Below are 220 nucleotides of genomic sequence, written 5' to 3' on the forward strand. Positions count from 1 at the left end.
GGGCTGGATATCCACAAGCTGGAGAGCATCGCCGCGTACTTCCGCGAGGTGCGTAAGAAGTACCACGCCTTCGAAGGCCAGCTGAAGGGCACCGACAGCCGCATCCTCGTCGCCCAGGTCCCGGGCGGGATGCTCACCAACCTCGAAAGCCAGCTGAAGCAGCAGAGCGCCGCCCACCGTCTGGATGAGGTGCTGGCGGAAATCCCCCGCGTGCGCGAGG

At 65.9% G+C, this 220-nt stretch carries 1 pseudogene; it reads left to right on the forward strand.

The window, feature by feature from the left end:
* Positions 1-220, forward strand: a pseudogene (locus HMPREF3096_RS29585) (oxaloacetate decarboxylase); the annotation flags it as partial.

The organism is Klebsiella sp. HMSC25G12 (assembly GCF_001807705.1).
GTDB lineage: Bacteria > Pseudomonadota > Gammaproteobacteria > Enterobacterales > Enterobacteriaceae > Klebsiella > Klebsiella variicola.